Here is a 19,148-nt window from a genome sequence, read left to right as displayed (position 1 = left end):
TGTTTTTTTATTTATTAATAATTTTAATATACTTCTCGTAGGCCTGGTTCCAGGCATCTTCGTCGGTGGGCTCGTATCTCACGAGTTCCAGCGAGCGGGCTATCGTCTGGCGCATCTCCCAGATGTCGCCTACCAGTCCTGCAGCTTGGGCCTGCAGCATGATGTTGCCAATGGCTGTACACTCCTGAGGGCCTGCCAGCACTGTGGCCCCTGTGGCGTTGGCGGTAAACTGGTTCAGATATTTGTTCAGGCTTCCACCGCCGATGATGTGTAACACATCGAATCTGAAAGGAGCAAGTTCCTGCATCCATTGGAATACTTGCTTGTAGCGCAGGGCCAGTGAGTCGAAGATGCAGCGGCAGATCTCTGCCGGAGTCTCTGGTACAGGCTGTTGCGTGTTGCGGCAGTAGGCCTGTATGGCCTTTATCATCGAGTCGGGGTTGGCAAACTGCGCATCGTCGGGATTGATGATAGAGCGGAAGGGCTCTACCTGCATGGCCGATTCCTGTAACTCTGGGTGTGAGAGCTTTCTTACTTCCTCAGGCCACTCCGTGCGACAGCGCTCATAGAGCCACATGCCACAGATGTTCTTCAGGAAACGGGTGGTTCCGCCGATACCTCCTTCATTGGTGAAGTTGCGCTCATAACTCTGCTCGTTGATGATGGCGTCTTTTGTCTCAATACCCATCAGACTCCACGTGCCACTCGACAGGTAGGCAAAGTTCTCGTCTTTGGCAGGTACGGCAGCTACGGCTGAGGCTGTGTCATGGCCTGCAACGGCTATCACGGGTACAGCTCCTAACCCCGTCAGTTTCTGTACTTCTTCTGTCAGTACGCCAATCACCGTGCCTGGGTTTACCATCTTGCCGAAGTTCTCGCGAGTCAGTTGCAGACTGGTCAACAAACGTTCATCGAGTTGCTTGGTCCTGGGATCGAGCAGCTGCGAAGTCGAGGCTATGGTATATTCGCATACCGCCTGACCTGTCAGCATCCAACTCAGCGCGTCGGGCACAAACAGGATTTTCTCTGCATGCTCTAAGGCAGAGTTGCCTTCACGTCTCATGGCGTAGAGCTGGAAAAGGGAGTTGAAGTTCATGAACTGGATGCCAGTAATGTCATATACCTCCTTTCTCGAGATGACATGTGCCAGATAGTTGTCCATCGCCTCGAAAGTGATGGGGTCGCGATAGGCGCGTGGATTCCTCAGGATGGCGCCGTCGCTGCCGATGCACACGAAGTCGACGCCCCAGGTGTCGATGCCTATGCTCGTAATTTCCAGTCCGCGTCGGGATGCCTCTTTCAGTCCCTTGATAATTTCGAGATAAAGGGCATAGATGTCCCAGTAGAAATGACCGCCTTGTTCTATGAGGTTGTTGGGGAAGCGGGTGACTTCCTCAAGATTGAATTTCCCGTTATCGATATGGCCGATGATCGTTCTGCCACTAGTGGCTCCGAGGTCTACGGCAAAGAAACACTTCTTATTTCTCATCTTTAATTTTTTGTTTGATTAGCAGATTTGTTGGCAAAGGTACGGACTTTTTAATATACATACCATAATTATTTGATTTTTGGACTTGAATATTTGATTTTATTTCGTACCTTTGCACGCAATTTCAAATAAACATATTAAATAAGGTACAAATGTCAACATTAACGATTCTGATTGTCACTATCTTTTGTATTGGCTATCTGTGTATAGCTCTGGAGAGTGTGACGAAGATCAACAAGGCTGCTATTGCCCTGCTGATGTGCGTGTTCTGCTGGACGCTGCTGATGATGGGCCCTGCCGCCTATTATCCTGCGATTGCCGGCGAAGAAGTGATTCATCATATTGCCGAGGTCATTGAGCATCACCTGGGTGATGCCGCAGGAACGCTATTTTTCCTGATGGGTGCCATGACCATCGTGGAAATTGTCGATTCGAACGGCGGTTTCAACTTCGTGCGCGACACCATGAAGACACGCTCAAAGCGTAAACTCATGTGGCGGATGGCTTTCATGACGTTCTTCTTGTCGGCTATTCTCGACAACCTTACCACCTCAATTGTGATGATTATGGTGCTTCGCAAACTTGTGCAGAACCGTGAAGACCGACTCATATATGCTGCGTTGGTAGTCATCTCTGCTAACTCGGGTGGAGCCTTCTCTCCAATTGGCGACGTAACCACTATCATGCTGTGGATTAAGGGCGTCATCACAACACAGGGCGTACTCACCGAGATTTTCATTCCTTCACTGGTTTCAATGCTTGTGCCTGCCTTTATCCTGCAGTATCAGCTCGAAGGCAAGTTCGACAAGGAGCAGAATCTGCCTAAGGCCGAAATCAGCCAGTTCACTAAGTCTCAGCGCAACATTATCTTCTGGCTGGGTGTAGGCGGCCTCTGCTTTGTGCCAGTCTTCAAGACACTGACGCATCTCCCGCCGTTCATGGGTATCCTACTTGTGCTGGGCGTACTCTGGACCACCACCGAGATTTTCCACCACAACACCGCAGAGGATGACACAATGGCAAAGCGTGTGTCAGACCTCCTTTCCAAAATCGACCTCTCAACCATCATGTTCTTCCTGGGCATTCTGATGGCTGTTGCCGTATTGCAGGAAGTTGGTGTACTTGCAGCGCTTGGCGAGGGACTCAACGAAGCCTTCTCAGGCAACTACTACCTCATCAATGGTATCATCGGTGTGCTGTCGTCAATCGTTGACAACGTACCTCTCGTGGCTGGTTGCATGGGTATGTACCCCGTTGCTCCCGAGGGTGCTATGGCTATCGACGGCATCTTCTGGCAGTTGCTGGCTTATTGTGCCGGTGTTGGCGGTTCCATGTTGATTATCGGTTCTGCCGCAGGTGTCGTTGTCATGGGACTGGAAAAGATTACTTTCGGCTGGTATATGAAGAAGATCACCTGGGTGGCTTTCGTTGGCTATCTCTCGGGAATACTTATTTACTGGTTAGAGCGAATGTTGTTGTTCTAAATAAAAATCCCCGCCCAAACAGGCGGGGATTTTTTATTTCATTTTTATCTCACTGGGTTTGAATCCCATCTTGGCCTTGAATTTGGCCGAGAAGTAGTCTGGACTTTCAAAGTTCAGTCTGTAGGCTATCTCCTTGATGCTATAGTCGGTAGTGGTGAGCATCTCCTTGGCTCTGAGCAGTCTGAGCTCCTGCTGATAGGTGGCTGGCGACAGACCGGTGTACTCTTTGAAGAGCTTGCGGAAGTTACTGTAGCTCACGCCTAGGTCTTCTGCAATATGCTGGATGGTAAGGTCTGACTCCAGCGATTCACGTATCATCAGTCTGGCTTTGCTGATCATGTCTACCTGTTGCTGGTTCTTGCTCAGTTCCATGTTCCTTTCCAATGAGTACATCAGTCCTATCAGGTGGTTCACGATACCGGCCATGGCCTGTTGTGAATAGGCTGCCTCTTCTATCGCCACTTCGTAGGCTGTGCGATACAGATGCTCTATGTCTGACGAATAGCCAATGTGGTAGATAGGCTTTTCGGGCGACAGAAATCCCGCTTTTACGCGATCGTCCATATTCCTGCCTTTGAAACCAATCCAGTAGCTCTTCCAACCTGTGTGTGGATTGGGGTGATAGGTGTGCCATTCGCCGGGAAACAGCAGAAACATATCGCCAGGCTTGATGATGGTTTTCTTGCAGTGGGCACTTTCAAAGATGCCTTCACCCTCTGGGTTGTATAGCAACTGATATTCGTTTAGTATACGCCCTTTCTCAATGTTGAAATAGTAACCGTCAGCATGCCCCCTGGTAGGATAGGGGTCGCCAGGAAGAATCTCTTCGCGTCCAATGGTACTCACTGTGAGTCCCCATAACAGGTCTCGGTCGTTGGCGAGCAGATATTTGCTTTTTTGCATAGTCAGTCTTGAGTGTCGTTAGAGGTGTTAATAATTCTTGGGGTCCAGAGCCAGAAGGTCGAGCCGTGTCCTTCGCCTTCCGAAGTGACACCGATCTTTCCTCCACAGCGCTCGGCAATGGCTTTACAGATGCTTAGTCCCAGTCCTGTCCCTTGTACGAAGTCGTTCAGTTTCACGAAGCGTTCAAAAACGCTGGCCTGTTTCTCCTTGGGAATACCGGTACCCGTATCCTCGCAATAGTAATATATGCCGTTGTCCTGTTCCTTATAGCCCAATTTTATATGTCCCTTGTGCGTATACTTCACGGCGTTGGTGGTGAAATTGGTCAACACCTGTTGTATGCGGCCAATGTCGATAGTGGCAGGGAAAGTGTCGTAGGGGTTGTCTTTGATGAATTCCACGCCAGCTTCCTGAACACGCTGTGCCAGAATCTGGCATATGTCATTAAACACTTTGGAGAAGTCAACCTTTTCCGGCTTGATGGAAAGTGCTTGTCCCATGTTCGAGGCTTCCAGGATGTCGTTGATCAGTCGCATCAGCATGTCGCAGTTGTTGCGTATGATACGAATAAACTCCATACGTTCCTCCTTCGAGTCTACCATCGGTAACAGGTCGCTGAAACCTACGATGGCATTCAGCGGTGTACGTATCTCATGCGTCATGTTGGCAAGGAATGCGCTCTTCATCTTTCCTGAGTCTTCTGCACGTTCTGTCTCCTCCTTCAACTTCTGTTGAGCTTCCATGAGGTCTGTGATGTCGCGCTCTACTCCGAAATAGCCGATTCTGTTTCCGTCCCTGTCAAAGGTTGGAATACCACTGATAGCCATCCAGACAGGCTTTTTCGAGAAATGGGTGTGCTTGAAGTGGTGAATCACGTTGAAGGGCTTGTCCATAGTGTCCTTGTCCTGAATGGCTGAACTCGAATCGGACTGCTCGTTGTCATACATGCTTGCAGTGTATTCGTCCAAGGAACTCTTCTGGTCGTAATTGCGCAGTGAACGCGAGAAGGTGATTTCGCGTGACTTCAGATTCGATTTCCATACATACATCTTACTGTTCTCAAGCAGATAGCGCAGCTGTTTCTCATAACGGTTGATGGCTTCACTGGCGTTTTGTATCTCCTTGTCGTGCCTGCGCAGTTCCAGATACATCTGGCGTTCGGCAGTCAAGTCTCGTCCTGTCACGATAAAGAAGCGAAGCTCTCCGTCTTCATCGTAGGTAGGACGTATTTTCAGTTCAACATACTTGAAGATGCCCATCTCGGGGTAGAACATACGCTGGCAGATATGGAAGTTATCCTTGCTTTTGGGATCAAACTGACCTTTTAGGAAGGTGGTATCGAAGAGTGAGAGGGTATGGAAATATCTTTCGTTATCTTTGTTGAACTCGCAGAGTTGTTTCATCTTCTCGTTCGCGTCGAGAAACACACCGTTTTTGTCGTAGTATGACATGGCAATCAGACTGGTACTCAGCATGCGCTGGTATTTGTTTCCGATTTCTCGGTTGAGGCGTTCCTCACGCACTTCTTCTGTCATATCCTTGAGGGTGTTGATGATGTAGCGTGGCTTGCCGTTTTTCATCTCTATCACGGCATCGCCTTCCAGATAGCGCCAGTCGGGCATTTCTTCTGTACCCATGTTCCAGTGTATCTTTGCCTCCCAATGGGTCTTTCCCATAGACATCTGTCTGATTTCATTACCCAATTTGCTTTGTTCGTTGGGATGGATATGTGATCTGTAGTACTCGTCAGAAGCTCCCTCTTCAGGCAGCAGATCTCCGTAGATATTCCTGAGGTGATGGGTGTGGAGGTCATACTCTATCACATAGTATTTACCCATGTTCAGGGCCAGAGTCATCATCTGGTTCGTCTCAACGGTCTTGTTGATGGCAGCCTTCACACGACTACGAATCAGTCGGCTGAGTAAGAGGGCTATAATACCGAAAATGATAATACCCGACAGGATAATCAGGGCAACAGGCGACGTGTCGTTGTGCACGCGCTCCGGGTGAAACCACTTATCGCGAATCTTCTCTAGCTTTCCCGATTGCTCCAAACGTGCAAAGTTATCGTCTATGGCATCGATAAGGTCTTTGTCGTAGCCAATGATTCGTAACTCTCCTGCAGGGATGTCGGTCTCATCAAGTACCACGCCGTTAACACCATATTCCTTCACTTTCGTAGCAAGGGGAATCTCTCCCCATAGATAGTATTTGTATTTGCCGGAATGAATGCCTGTCAGCGCTTCTCTTGAGGAGTGATATTCTACTTTGAAGGGGTGCTCCTTGATTTCAGAAATGCGCAAGGCCACGTAGTCGTTCTTCTTCAGTACAAGCGTGTCGGCCTCAGTCAGCTGACTGAGTCTTTTCAGTGGTGGCGTCGTTCTTAGTCTGGCTGCCTTTACGTTGTAATAGGTTATCATGTTCTGCGTCATCACATAAGGACGTCGTCTGAACATGTATGACAAGGCGTGTATCAGGTCAGCCTCGCGTTTCTCAAAGGCCTCGGTACATTGATACCACTCTTTCATCTGGAAAACGTGTGGAATGTCGAGTTTTGTCAGAATCAGGTCAAGCACTTCTATGTTATATCCGTCAGGCTCACCCTTGTCATTTCTGAATTCATAGGGTGGAAATTCCCAGTCGCTTACAATAACGAGCGGATGCTCTTCGGTATATTCGCGTATAAACAGAGCCTTGGCTGTCAGAACGTTACAGAACGACAGTACACAGGCTGCAATGAGTATATATATCTTTTTCGTCATGATGTCACTTTTTAGTTACGTTCCATTCCCACCACTTTGCAGGGTAGGGTGAACCAGACGGTAGTACCCTCACCCTCCTCCGATTTCAACTGAATCTTTCCGCCCATGTATTCTATCAGTTCATGACAGATACTTAGTCCCAGACCAACGCCATTATTGGCACCGGTAACAAATCGCTCAAAGATGTGGTGGATGGCATCTGAAGGAATACCGTCGCCAGTATCTTCTATCGAAACGACCAGTTGGTCTCCTATATAGTCGTAGCGTGCCAGTATCGAGCCTTTTGTGGTGTGCTGGATGGCATTTGCTATCAGTTTGTCTATAATCATGAATACGTTCGACTCGTCAATCTCAACCACCAGTTTCTTGTACGGACTGGTTACCAGATAGTCAACGCCCGACACCTTTTTGTGACTCCAGATGGCTTCGCACTTGTCTTTGAAGATAGCGGCAATGTCCGTTGGACGCTGATTGATGGTAATCATTCCTGCATCCAGACGTGAAAGGAACAGGATGTCGTTGATGAGTTTCAGCAGAGCAGCCGAACAGTTTTTGATTTCCTTGATGAAGATGGCCTCGTCTTCCTGGCTATGCTCCATTTCAAACAGTTCCGAGAATCCTACTACAGAGTTCAGTGGCGTGCGGATTTCGTGACTCATGTTATGCAGGAAGGCGTTCTTCACAACTTCCACCTCCTGAGCGCGGATGGTTTCTTGTGCCAACTTTGCCTCAATGGCCTTGATCTCACTGATGTCACGACACATGCCGAAATACTCTACAATTTTCCCATTCTTATAGGTGGGAATGAAGTGCATCTGCAGATACATGGGAATGCCTTTCCTGCGTATATTGGTCTTGATGTCTGCGTGTATAGCCCCTTCCTGTAACGTGTCCATCTTGTTCAGGATGCGTAAAGCCTGTTTCTCTGATGACAGGTCAACAAACGAGAGCGCCCTGGTCTGTGTCAGTGAGTATTTTTCCTTGTTGATCTCACTGTAGATGGTCAGTGTGTGGGTATCCTGATGGTATCTCGCCATGCTTACACCTCCAACAGAGAGCACATAGTCGATGTTTTGTATGTATTCTGTAACTTCTCTGGTGGCTTCCTGCAGCTGACTGATGTTCTTCTGCAACTGCTGGTAACTGCGTGCCACCTCGGTAACCTCTCGCCCGGAGCCAAAGAAGCCGATACGTTTCCCTTCATCATACACAGGCAGGATTTGCATCTCGTAAAAGCGTTTTCCTCCTCCCAACAGCCCTTTCATAGGGGTGTCCTGCTCATCATTGTTAATAATGCGTGTGGCATGGAATACCTCGAAATCCTGATCCAGAATATCCTCGACGTCTGTTACATCTTGGATTCTGATTTTTGCTTGTCCTATCTGTTGACGTTGAATACCGAAAGTCCTGGTAGCTCTCTCGTTCATGTCGGTCATGATGCCGTTTTCATCAAAGAAGGTCATACTCACTAAGGCTGTCTCGAAGAGTGTCTGATAGCGCAGTCGTGAGTCTTTTGTCTTCATCTGGCGCATTCTGTCTTCTGTCACATCACTCTCAGAGCAGATAATCACCGTCGCCTTGTTTCGTTTGTTGCGCTGCAGGACAGAGAGCGTGGTTATAAAGTCTTTTTCTTCCGTAGCCTCTTCATAAGGCTTGGCTTTCAATTCCAGAGTAATCGTTTCTTCCTTGTTTTCTATGAGTAGCTTTAGCGCCTCAATCATACGCTTGAAGTCCGTAGGGTTATACAGACGCGAGAATTCCAGCGATGTGTAGTTCTTCTCAGGTTTCCCATGCTCGTCCATCATGGTGAAAACCTGCGTTTCCACATGATAAGTCCATAGTCCCACATGACTGGTCTGAAGTATCAGCGAGAGGCGCTCGTTGCTTCTGCGCACCTCTTTGGTCATTTTGTTTTCACGCACCTTATATATAATGAAGTAGGTGATGATGCCAATTGCGATAATAGCCAGCACGATAATCAGATTCCATATCCACGAGGGAATGCCCGACTCCTTCAGTTCCGGGTAGAACCACTTGTTCTGAATGGGTGTCAGTTTGTCGTTGGCTCTCAGCTTGGAATAAACGCTGTCCAACTGTGCCAGCAGATAATGGTCGTTGGCAAAGAACTTATACTCTCCGTAGGGCAGGTCAATGGGGTCTAGTTGCAGGTTGTCTGTCTGGAATTTCTGCATGAGCCATTTCAGCGACATGGTGTTCCAGATGATGATGCCGTCATCTTCGGCGCTCACTTTCTGAATCGCTTCCTGCATGTCGTCATATCCCACGATGTCTGATGCCCATGCATGTTCTTTTATCATGTAGTGGCTAAAACTGCCTTCGTGTACAATAATGGTATGTCCGGCCATGTCCGTTCCAGAACGGACCGTTATTTTCTTGCTTTTGGGTGTCACGACACTGTGGGTGAACAACTGTACGATTGATTTGCCGTATGATGCATTGTCTCTTGAGAAACTGGCATCCATTCTCAACATCAGGTCCGACTTCCTGTTCTTCAGGTCAGCCTGTGCTTCCAGTGTAGGTTTCAGCTTGATGATATAAGGAATGTCCAGTTCCTTGAATATCATCTTAAGCAGATCTATATTATAGCCGTCGGGCTCACCATTCTCATTCAGGAAAACGTAGGGCCACAGATCCCATGCGTCTTCATAGATGAGCGGTCGCGCTTCGTTATATACCGTGATGCTGTCCTGATGGTTGTTGATAGCGTCGGCAGTTATGGGCGTGCAATGTAAGGCGATGATTGTCGCCAGTATTTTTGCCAGCCATGTTCCTCTCATACCATATTTTCTCTTAAAACTTATCATGATAATTTATATCGTCCTTATATGTTCTTAACTGTCATATCTCTCACATGGAATCCATATCCAGAATGTCGATCCCTTGCCTTCTCCTTCCGAGAACAGACCAATCTGTCCGTGACATCCGTCTGCAATGGCTTTACAGATGCTAAGCCCAAGACCAGTGCCTTGGATGAAGTCGTTCAGTTTCACGAATCTGTCGAACACCTTCCCCTGATCTTTCTGTGAGATGCCTGCGCCGGTGTCTTCGCAGTATAGATATATACCGCTCTTGCCGTCGCGCTCCTGTGGCTTGTATCCTACCTTGATATGCCCTTTTTGGGTGTATTTCACGGCATTGGTCACGAAATTGGTGATGACCTGTTGTGTACGGCCATTGTCAATCTCTATGAAGAAGTGCTCCAATGGATTATCTTTGATAAATGTCACGTTAGGATTCTGCACACGCTGCTCCAGTGAGGTGCAGATGCTGTCGAACTCCTTGGCAAAGTCTACCTTGTCGGGTTTGAAGTCTATACCGCCATCGCCCAGTGATGAGATGGCCAGAATGTCATTCACCAGCCTGAGCAACATGTCGCAGTTGTTCATAATCACCTTGACAATCTCCTGCTTCTCCTCAGATGAGGGGAGCATAGACAATACGTCCGAGAAGCCTACAATGGCATTCAGGGGAGTACGTATCTCATGCGTCATGTTGGCCATGAATGTACTCTTCATCAATCCCGACTGGTTGGCTCGTTCTGTCTCTTGCTTCAGACGTTCCTGTTTCTCCATCAGTTCATTCACGTTGCGCACGATGCCATAGGTCCCGGCCATCTTTCCGTGCTTGTCGAAATAGGGCACACTGTCTATATAGTTCCATTGCAACTCGTCAGAGTCGCCGAAGAACGGATGTATCTGTGTCAGTATTGCTCTAGGCTCGTTGAAATACTCCTGATATCTCTGCAGACCGTCTTTGAAGGCATCGTCCACGAAATAGCTCTCCAGCTTGTCGATGGCTATCTTCTTTTCTGGTTGGGCCTGAGTTTTGTAGAAGGTACAGCATCCTTCAGCTACCGAGATGCGGAAGAATCTCATGTTGCAAGTCTCCATCAGGTACTTCAACTCTGTCTCATATTGCTGAATATTCTCGTTGGCACGCCGTATCTCCAGGTCTTTCTGCTTGTTCTGCAGGTAGAGCTCACGTTCCTGTGTGATATCTCGGATAGAGAAGGTTATATAGGTCAGTTCGCCGTTCTCATCGTTGATGGGGTGTACGCGCAACTCGGTGTAGCAGTTCACACCGCGTTCCACGATCATACTCTTCGTACAGAAATAGAGCTCTTCGGCTTTCCTCTCTGTCAGTACATTACGGAAGGTCGGTAGATCGTAGAGCGTATGGCTGAAATAGTAAGGATCATCCTTTGACTGGAACTTCAGGATGTCTCTCATCTTCTTGTTGACATACAACAGATGCCCGTCTTTGTCGTAGAAGGCCAGACCGGCGATTTTCTGTCCGAAGAATTGTCGATACCGGTCTGTCAGAATCTGTTCTTTCTGTTCCCGGAGCATCTCTTCCGTTCGGTCGGTCAGTGTACAGAATATGTACTGGGGCGTCTTGTGGTTTTCAGTATATTCGGCAATACCCGTGTCATGCATATATTGCCAGTCGCCCTGATGCTTTTCCCCGCTTCGGTCCCATCGAACTGTACATTCTGCGGTTTTCTGTCCATGAATCAGACTAGCCAGGAATTCCTGATATATGATGACGTCTTCCGGGTGTATGTAGTTGAGGCATTCCTGATAGCTCATACCATTTTGGGGTAGGAAGTCACCATACATGTTCACGGCATAGCGGTCTTGTATCGAGAGTTTTAACACAAAGTTCTTGCCAGTGTCCAGCGTGCGTCGCATGATGGTATGCAAGTCCTTGGTGTGCTCGGCATTCTTATGGATACGAAGCAGATTGATACGATAGATAGCCCATACCATGACAAATGCCAGGAATGTCAGAATCGCGATGAGCAGCGAAATGCTGTCAACGCCAATGGAATTCTGTATGTTGGCCAGTAACATATTCATACTTCTCTTCTTTATATCATGAGCTTCGTTTCTTCTCGAAGTTTATCATCTCACAGGGTACGCTGACAAAGAAGGTGCTGCCTTTGCCTTGTTCCGACTGCAACTCAATCGTGCCGTTCATCTGCTCAACCAACTCCTTCACTATAGGCAGATCCAGTCCCGTACCTTTGCTCTTCTTCCCCTCTTCATGTACAAAGCGGTCAAAGGCTTTCTCCAGATTCTCAGCGTCCATTCCCTCACCAGTATCTTCGATGGTGATCATAAGCTCCCCACGGCGGTATTCATATTTGGCGCGTACAGTCCCCTCTGTTGTGGTCAGTCCGGAGTAGATGCACAGTTTCTGAATGACCATAGCCAGGTTCTGCGGGTCGATTTTTACCAGTAGCTTGTTGTAAGGATTCTCTATGACCGTTTTCACACATGGGTTCAGGTTGCTCCATCCCATGTAGCACCATCCCTCAAACAGAAGGGCAAAGTCTGTTTCCAGATAGTTGTATTCTATCATCTTCGCATCCAGCCTTGACAGGAACAGGATGTCGTTGATCAGTTTTAACAGGGTGCTCGTGTTCTTTTTGATCTCTTCAGCGAAGATGGGCTCGTCTTCTTCGTTGTGCTCTGTTCCGAAGAGCTCTGCAAAGCCAATGACGGCATTCAGTGGCGTTCGCAGTTCATAGCTCATGTTCAGCAGGAAGGTGCTTTTCACCTGCTCTGCCTCTTGAGCCTTGGCAGTCTCTTTCTTCAGACGTATTTCCGTGTGTGTCACTTCTGTGTCGTCACGACACATGCCCAGATAGTAGCTCACCTCTCCGTCCTGATTGTATATGGGCATGATTCTGAAGTTCAGATATATATCGCGCCCTTCTTTATCCTTGAAGATGGTGTGCAGGGTTTCAGAGAAATCTCCCTTATGCCTTTTGTCCATTTGCAGTAACATTCGATAGGCCTTAGCCCGGTCTTCTGGGTCTATCATAGACATGGCGCGTATTTGCGACAGACTGTATTCAATATGGTTCGGGTCACTCAGAATGTCTAACTCATGCTTCTCTGGGTGGTAGTGCATCAGTCTGACATGACTGATTTTCAGCGAATAGTTAATGTCCTCAATATAGTTCTGAATAGCCTTTGTTTGTTTTTCCAGTAGTGCGGCGGCCTCTTTCTGGTGGTGGTTCGATTCCACCATGTCTGTAATGCTTCTGCCTGCGGTAATCACACCTAGCAGCTTCTGGTTCTTGTCGCGAACGGCACTCAGGTCTGCTTCATAATAGATCTTTCCTTTTGTCAGAATCTGAGGAATGCGCTCGTCGGTCTCTTTGACTTTCGAGATGTCTGTAATCGACGAGAAGTGCATGGGGGCGTCGATGGCATGGATGTCAATCTCTCTGTATGAAGGTACGTCCCATATTCTCACCTTCTGGTCGAGAATGGCCTGCCTGTTGGTCACCCCGAAGGTCTCCATGGCTTTGTTGTTGAGTTCTGTCAGAATCCCGTTGGCGTCATAGAAAACCATATCAACAAGCGACGACTCGAAAACAGTATGGTAGCGCAACATCAGTTTCCGGGTGTTCTCGGCTTTTTCCTGTTCTTCGGTAATGTCACACTGGGTACCCAGAAGAGTCTTGGGGCGTCCGTTTTTGTGGTGTCGTAATATCGAAATGTTTATCTCGTAGATATGTTGCTCTTCCGCATTGTTCTTCAATGGGGCGCTTTTCACGAGAAGGGTCTCAGAGTCCGTCTTCCCGTCCTGAATGTCGGTGATGAGCTTTCTCATAGCCTCAAAATCGTCTCGGTCGAAGAACTGTGAGAAGTCTATCGGCGTATATTCGATTTCTTTGGTGCCATACTCTGTCAGGACCTTATACAGACGCTTGTCCATATCGTACGTCCAAGCCTTCATCCTGTTGGCGTCCATAATCAGTCCCAGCTGTGCGTTCAGTCTTTGTGTCTCTTTGGTAACGTCTTTATCTTTGAAATAAAACAAACGGTTGTAAAACATCATCACGAAGACAGTAATCAGAAATAAAGCCCCCAGATATCCAAGAATGTTGTGGATATCTAGAATGGTTCCCATGTTTTCTGCCTGTGCCTGAGCAGCGAGTGTACCCATCAATAGGATGCATAGCACGCTTGCCCTTGGATGGTATATATTTATCCGCATATAGTTGCCATAGAGTGTGGTAGTAATCATCCGCAAAGATAATAGATTCTGCCCAATTCACAAAATATTTGAGCAAAAAAAACACAAAAACCTCTTATTTATGGCAAAATATAGACGAAACATTTGGAAGTTTCGAGGAAAAGCCTTACTTTTGTCAACAGAAACTAAAAGCTATTATATATGTTAGACGTAAAAGAAACATTGAAGAAGAGTGAAGAGAGGATGGAGATGGCAGCGATGTACCTCGACGAAGAGCTGAGTCGCATTCGTGCTGGTCGTGCCAATGTAGCCATTCTCGATGGCGTCCGTGTAGAGGTATACGGCAGTAAGGTTCCCCTCAACCAGGTGGCCAACGTCAGTGTTCCCGATCCCCGCACCATTGCTATCAAGCCTTGGGACCGTAAGGAAATCCGTAACATTGAGAAGGCTATCATGGACAGCGATGTAGGCATTACTCCCGAGAACAACGGTGAGATTATCCGCCTGAACATCCCTGTTCCTACGGAGGAGCGCCGTAAGGATCTCGTTAAGCAGTGCAATAAGATTGCCGAGAAGGCCAAGGTGGAAGTCCGCAACGTGCGTGCCGACATCAAGGATAAGCTGAAGAAAGCTATCAAGGATGGTCTTTCTGAGGATAATGAGAAGGATGCAGAGCTCGAACTTCAGAAATTACACGACAAGTATATCAAGAAGCTTGACGATCTCATCGCAGCGAAGAATAAGGAGATTATGACCGTTTAATGAAAGGTCTCGTTATTAAGAATACTGGCAGCTGGTACACCGTCATGACCGACGATGACCAGCTTCTTGATTGTAAGGTGAAGGGCAATTTCCGCATGAAGGGAATCCGCTCTACGAATCCCGTGGCTGTTGGCGACAGGGTGACTGTCGGAGAAGGCAACTGGATTACGGAGATTGAAGACCGCAAGAACTACATCATCCGTAAGAGCATCAATCTCTCCAAGCAGAGTCATATCATAGCTGCTAATGTCGATCTGGCACTGCTGGTGGTGACCATCAATCGCCCCCAGACCTCTACGACCTTTATCGACAGGTTTCTGGCCTCTGCTGAGGCTTATCGTGTGCCTGTTGTCCTGATTTTTAACAAGCGTGACATCCTTGATGATGATGAGCAGCGTTACCTCGACATGATGATAAACCTCTATCAGACGGTAGGGTATGAGTGCCGTGCTGTCTCTGCTGCGACAGGTGAAGGTGTTGATGCCCTTCGCCCTATGCTTGAGGGTAAGGTTACGTTGCTCAGCGGTAATAGTGGTGTCGGCAAATCCACGCTGATCAACCGCCTTGTGCCAGGAGCCAATCTGCGCACCTCTGAGATATCCGATGCTCATCAGACAGGTCAGCATACCACAACCTTCAGCGAGATGATACCCTTCCCTGGTGGTGGGTGGGTGATGGACACGCCAGGCATCAAAGGTTTCGGAACATTCGACATGAAACCCGAGGAACTGACAAGCTATTTCAAGGAGATCTTCCATTTCTCCAAGGACTGTCGTTTCTCCAACTGTACCCATACCCATGAACCGGGTTGTGCGGTGCTCAAGGCCTTGGAAGACCATTACATCGCTGAAAGCCGTTATCAGTCCTATCTCTCTATGCTCGAAGATAAGGATGAGGGAAAATATCGGGCAGCATATTAATTTAGTTATTTTAGGCTCAGTCCTCTAAGGGATAGCATATTCTGTATTTATGAAAAAGAATTGTTTTTTATTCTTTACACTTCTGGCATTCTCGTTTCATGCCTTGTCTGTTTCTGCACAAGTCAAGACCCAGATTAGGGAGTTCAACCTCTCTGGCCCTTATGCCGTGTCAGAACCCTTTGCCCTTGACACCGTCGACGTGCAGGGCAGGAAGTTCGATTCTAACAGCCTGATGAGTGCCATCTCACTCACATCGCAGTCCACGGGCAGGTTCTCGGGCAGTGTCCTTCCCTCGTTGCCCGACAGCAAGAGTGTTGGCCTGCTCTCGTTCTATATCGATAATGCCGATTTCATCAAGGGTAAGATTGAGGTCAAGGGCCCCAAGAATGCGAAACTCTATATTGATGGCGTTGAGGCTACTCCAGAACTCAACCTCGCCCCTGAGCACCATCATTTCGCTATCCGCTTCCTGAGCATGCCAAAGGATACCGACTCCATCAGTGTCACCCTCGAGAGCAATCTCTCTGTAACCCCCTCTCTCTCATCTAAGCATCCCTACATGGTTCATGATCTGACGGATGGCAAACGGGTGCGTGGCATCTCCCTTTCTGCTGATGGACAGCTGGTGGCACTGTCATACCAGACCACAGCGCGTGGAGGCGACTCGCGTTGGAGCTACGAGATCCGCGACGTCAAGACCCAGCGCCTCATCTCTCAGCCGTCAGGCAACCCCCAGTGGATGCCGAAGTCCGCTGCCTATCTGGTAGAAGAGAAAGATGGCAGCCGACGCCATCTGTATAAGGTCGATCCTAAGACCGGTCTTCGCACAAGTTTTGCCCGTGATATTCCAGAGGGCTTCTATGTGGTAGCGCCAACAGAGGATTTTCTCATCTTCTATGTCGAGGAGGAAGGTCCTAAGGAGGATAAGGAGATTTTCGAGATTCTCGAGATGGACGACCGTCAGCCTGATTGGCGTAAGCGCAGCTATCTGACTAAATATGATATCAAGACAGGTCTCACCCGGCGTCTCACCTTTGGCAACAAGGGCGAGTCTCTCATGGATATCTCGCAGGATGGCCGTCAGCTTCTGGTTACCAGCAGTCGCTCACGCCTCACCAAGCGTCCTACGACGGTGTCTGATGTATTCATCGTGAACACACAGACCCTGAAGGTCGATACCGTTTTCGCTGGCGTGGAGTTTGTCGAGGGAGGCTCGTTCTCGCCCGATGGCACTCAGCTCTTGCTCAAGGGCACGCCAGAGGCTTTCAACCGTATCGGTTGTCAGCTCCCTGCAGAGGTCACTCCCAGCATGACAGAGCATGAGCTCTATCTCTACGACCTCGCCTCGAAACAGGTGACGCCATTGACCAAGGACTTTAATCCCAGCATTGAGACTGTCGACTGGTCATGGTCCGACGGACAGATCTATTTCTCTGCCGAGGATCTCGACTATGTCAATATGTTTGTGCTGAATCCTAAGACGGGCGGTATTACTAAACTCGCCATCTCAGGCGACTATGCCTATCGTTACAACATAGCTTCCCATGCCCCCGTGTTGGGTTATCTCTCCTATAAGACCATGGAGCCCGCCTCTGCCTATGTCGTTTCTCTCGGCGCCCGCCCGACCTCTAAGCTGTTCTTCGATGGAAAGACGGCCCTTGGCGATGCGGAGATCGGCACCTGTCAGGACTGGAACTTCACCAACTCCAAGGGCGATACCGTCTATGGACGCCTCTATCTCCCCAAGGATTTCGATGCCACGAAGAAATACCCCATGATAGTCTATTATTATGGAGGCTGCTCTCCCGTGTCTCGCTATTTCGAATCACCTTATGCCCCGCAGTACTGGAACTCTCTGGGCTATGTGGCTTATATCCTCCAACCCAGTGGAGCCACAGGCTTTGGTCAGGAGTGGGCTTCCCGCCATGTCAACACAGCAGGTCGTGGACCTGCTGAGGACATCATTGAGGGAACGAAGAAGATCTGTGAGGCCCATCCTTTCATCAATCCGGAGAAGATCGGTTGTATGGGAGCATCCTATGGTGGTTTCATGACACAGTACCTGCAGACACAGACCGACATCTTTGCAGCAGCAGTCTCTCATGCAGGAATCTCCAACCACACCAGTTACTGGGGTGAGGGCTACTGGGGCTATAACTACAGCGAGGTCAGCATGGCGAACAGTTACCCCTGGAGCCATCGTGAGCTTTTTGTCAATCAGAGTCCGCTCTTCAATGCCGACAAGATCCACACCCCCTTGCTTCTGCTTCACGGTAATGCCGATACGAACGTGCCGCTCATCGAGAGTCTCCAGATGTTCACCGCCCTCAAACTCTTAGGTCGTGAGGTGGCCCTCGTAGAGGTTGAAGGTGAGAACCATCACATCCTCGACTACTCTAAGCGCGAGAAGTGGCTGGCCACCCAGATGGCTTGGTTTGCCCGTTTCCTTAAAGACGACCCCACCTGGTGGAACCACCTCTATCCGTCAAAGCACCTGTAGGATTTTAGAAAATAGAATATGACAGAATTAGATAACAAGCGAATCGCAGTATTACTGTCTGGCGGTGTCGACAGTAGTGTCGTGCTTTACGAACTCGTAAGGCAGGGCCTGAAACCTGATTGCTTCTATATAAAGATTGGTCCTGAGGAAGAGGAGGAGTGGGACTGCTCCTCTGAAGAGGATCTGGAGATGGCTACGGCTGTGTCGCATAAGTATGGCTGTAAACTTGAAGTTATCGACTGTCATAAAGAGTACTGGGACCAGGTCACACAGTACACGATGGATAAGGTCCGTGCAGGACTGACTCCTAACCCTGACGTGATGTGCAACCGCCTCATCAAGTTCGGTGCGTTCGACGAGAAACGGGGGCGCGATTATGATCTCATTGCCACAGGTCATTATGCCCAGACCGAGATTGATGCTCAGGGCAACAAGTGGCTTTGCACCAGTCCTGACCCTGTCAAGGATCAGACCGACTTCTTGGCTCAGATCTACGACTGGCAGTTGCGCAAGGCACTTTTCCCGATAGGTCACTATATGAAGGACGAGGTGCGCGTCATTGCCGAACGCGAGCATCTTGTCAATGCCAAGCGCCGGGACTCTCAGGGCATCTGTTTCCTTGGTAAGATCAATTATAATGATTATATCCGCCGTTACCTCGGCGAACAGCCGGGCGATGTTATCGAGCTTGAAACGGGCAAGCGGATAGGAGAGCATAAAGGTCTGTGGTTCCATACCATAGGTCAGCGCAAGGGCATGGGCTTTGGCGGAGGTCCTTGGTTCGTGGTAAAGAAGGATGTTGCCAGCAATATTCTCTATGTGTCGCATGGTTACGACCCTGAGACGGCGTATAAGCAGGAGTTCCCAGTTCATGCATTCCATTGGCTCACCATTCCTGTGGAATGTACGGATGTGACGTTCAAGATCCGTCATACGCCTGAGTATCATCCTGCCACGTTGGAGTGGACTTCCCCCGACTCTTTCATTCTCCATTCCAAGGCTCCTATCCATGGTGTTGCTCCTGGGCAGTTCGCAGTCATTTATGATTCTGCTCACCACCGCTGCCTCGGCTCTGGCGAAATCACGGTTTAGCTCTAAACTGTGATTTTATATTATGTTTTTTTATGCAGGGTAAAACCCTGCAGTTTTTCCATCATCCCCAACCCCTTCTTCATAAGAAGGGGCTTCGAACCTTTTTCCAAACCCTTTTCCAATCGTTGGAAAATCAGACAGCCGGCCTCTGAGCCAGGACGTTTTCGCACCTTTCTTTTGGTTCTGTTTTCTTTCGGTGACGAAAGAAAATGAACAAGGGAA

At 48.7% G+C, this 19,148-nt stretch carries 11 protein-coding genes; 5 read left to right on the top strand and 6 right to left on the bottom strand.

The window, feature by feature from the left end:
• Positions 1-7 precede the first annotated feature (7 nt).
• Positions 8-1,489, bottom strand: a complete 1,482-nt coding sequence (locus BMX82_RS11310) for a rhamnulokinase (protein WP_091769091.1) — start codon at positions 1,487-1,489, stop codon at positions 8-10.
• 152 nt (positions 1,490-1,641) lie between these two features.
• Here BMX82_RS11310 and nhaD point away from each other — a divergent pair, with 152 nt between their 5' ends.
• Positions 1,642-2,973: a sodium:proton antiporter NhaD gene (gene nhaD, locus BMX82_RS11305; protein WP_036909632.1), complete on the top strand. Its 1,332-nt coding sequence runs from the start codon at positions 1,642-1,644 to the stop codon at positions 2,971-2,973.
• A 33-nt stretch (positions 2,974-3,006) separates the two neighbouring features.
• On the opposite strand, the gene BMX82_RS11300 is transcribed toward nhaD, so the two are convergent.
• From BMX82_RS11300 to BMX82_RS11280, 5 genes are read right to left on the bottom strand one after another with little or no spacing between them, the layout of a single operon-like run.
• Entirely contained in the window at positions 3,007-3,876 is an 870-nt protein-coding gene (locus BMX82_RS11300; protein WP_036909630.1) for an AraC family transcriptional regulator, read from the bottom strand.
• Between the two features lie 2 nt (positions 3,877-3,878).
• Positions 3,879-6,638, bottom strand: a complete 2,760-nt coding sequence (locus BMX82_RS11295; RefSeq protein ID WP_091769088.1) for an ATP-binding protein — start codon at positions 6,636-6,638, stop codon at positions 3,879-3,881.
• Positions 6,639-6,649: 11 nt separating this feature from the next.
• Positions 6,650-9,463: an ATP-binding protein gene (locus BMX82_RS11290; protein WP_091769085.1), complete on the bottom strand. Its 2,814-nt coding sequence runs from the start codon at positions 9,461-9,463 to the stop codon at positions 6,650-6,652.
• 27 nt (positions 9,464-9,490) lie between these two features.
• Positions 9,491-11,518: a PAS domain-containing sensor histidine kinase gene (locus BMX82_RS11285; protein WP_091769082.1), complete on the bottom strand. Its 2,028-nt coding sequence runs from the start codon at positions 11,516-11,518 to the stop codon at positions 9,491-9,493.
• Positions 11,519-11,534: 16 nt separating this feature from the next.
• Positions 11,535-13,703 carry a PAS domain-containing sensor histidine kinase gene (locus BMX82_RS11280; protein WP_091769079.1) on the bottom strand — a complete coding sequence of 723 codons (2,169 nt, stop codon included), beginning with the start codon at positions 13,701-13,703 and terminating at the stop codon, positions 11,535-11,537.
• A 150-nt stretch (positions 13,704-13,853) separates the two neighbouring features.
• On the opposite strand from BMX82_RS11280, the gene frr reads away from it, so the two are divergent.
• The 4 genes from frr to mnmA are packed head-to-tail and all read left to right on the top strand — an operon-like array spanning position 13,854 to position 18,926.
• The gene (frr, locus tag BMX82_RS11275) at positions 13,854-14,414 is read left to right on the top strand and encodes a ribosome recycling factor (protein ID WP_036909624.1); all 561 of its coding nucleotides are present in this window, start codon (positions 13,854-13,856) and stop codon (positions 14,412-14,414) included.
• Positions 14,414-15,334: a ribosome small subunit-dependent GTPase A gene (rsgA, locus tag BMX82_RS11270; RefSeq protein ID WP_091769076.1), complete on the top strand. Its 921-nt coding sequence runs from the start codon at positions 14,414-14,416 to the stop codon at positions 15,332-15,334. Before frr ends, rsgA begins: the two co-directional genes overlap by 1 nt.
• 49 nt (positions 15,335-15,383) lie before the next feature.
• On the top strand, positions 15,384-17,834 hold the full coding sequence (locus tag BMX82_RS11265; RefSeq protein WP_091769073.1) for an alpha/beta hydrolase family protein: 2,451 nt from the start codon (positions 15,384-15,386) through the stop codon (positions 17,832-17,834).
• An 18-nt stretch (positions 17,835-17,852) separates the two neighbouring features.
• Positions 17,853-18,926 carry a tRNA 2-thiouridine(34) synthase MnmA gene (mnmA, locus tag BMX82_RS11260; protein ID WP_036909620.1) on the top strand — a complete coding sequence of 358 codons (1,074 nt, stop codon included), beginning with the start codon at positions 17,853-17,855 and terminating at the stop codon, positions 18,924-18,926.
• Positions 18,927-19,148 lie beyond the last annotated feature (222 nt).

It is taken from the genome of Prevotella sp. khp7 (genome assembly GCF_900109055.1).
Lineage (GTDB): Bacteria > Bacteroidota > Bacteroidia > Bacteroidales > Bacteroidaceae > Prevotella.
This window is presented reverse-complemented; position numbering and strand designations above follow the sequence as displayed.